Genomic DNA, 682 nt, shown 5'->3' with positions numbered 1-682 from the left:
CGATCTATGCCCGCGTCTCGACATCGGATCAGGACGTATCTCGGCAGCTTGACGAGGCGCACGAGCATTTGGAACGTCTCGGTGTGGGAGACATCGAGGAGTATCCAGAGATCGTCTCCGGCGCTGCCGACACCGACACTCGTGAGGTCTACAACCAACTCCTCGATGATGTCGAGAGTGAGGAGTTCGACCTCGTGGTCGTTCACGAGATCAGCCGACTCTCCCGGCTCGGTCCGACTGAGATTCACGAGTTCATCCAACACTGCTTGGAACACGACACTGGTGTCGAGGCCCTCGACGTTGGTCTGAAGATCCACGTTGACGACGGGGAGCTCCAGCAGACGATATACAGCATGGTCGCTCGGTTGATGGGCGACCTCGCTCAGATAGAACACCAGCAAAAACTCCAACGGATACGGTCTGGCGTCCGCGCTGCACAGTCTGCCGGAAAGTGGACTGGCAGACCGCCTGCGGGGTTCGTTGTCGAGGACGGTTACCTCCGCGTTGATCCGACCGAGTTCCTACACGTCCGGGAGGCCCTCACCCGTGTCGACCGCGGTGAGTCGTTCGCGACTGTCGCCAGCGACACCGGCATCGCCGAGTCGACGATCCGGAGTCTTCACCAAGATCGGCGCGACCTCTACCTCGGCGGCGAAGCTGAAGACGACCGCGTCGACGAAGC

Annotated in this window: 1 protein-coding gene; it reads left to right on the top strand. The window is 60.9% G+C overall.

Translation table 11 applies throughout. From position 1 onward, the window contains the following. Positions 1–2: 2 nt before the first annotated feature. Positions 3–682: recombinase family protein (locus DVK06_RS16830; protein WP_147438153.1), on the top strand; the 680-nt coding region annotated here is incomplete at its 3' end.

This window comes from Halorubrum sp. Atlit-28R, from assembly GCF_003665955.1.
Classification (GTDB): Archaea; Halobacteriota; Halobacteria; order Halobacteriales; family Haloferacaceae; genus Halorubrum; species Halorubrum tropicale.
The sequence above is the reverse complement of the archived record's forward strand: the minus strand, read 5'-3'. Positions and strand labels throughout refer to the sequence as shown.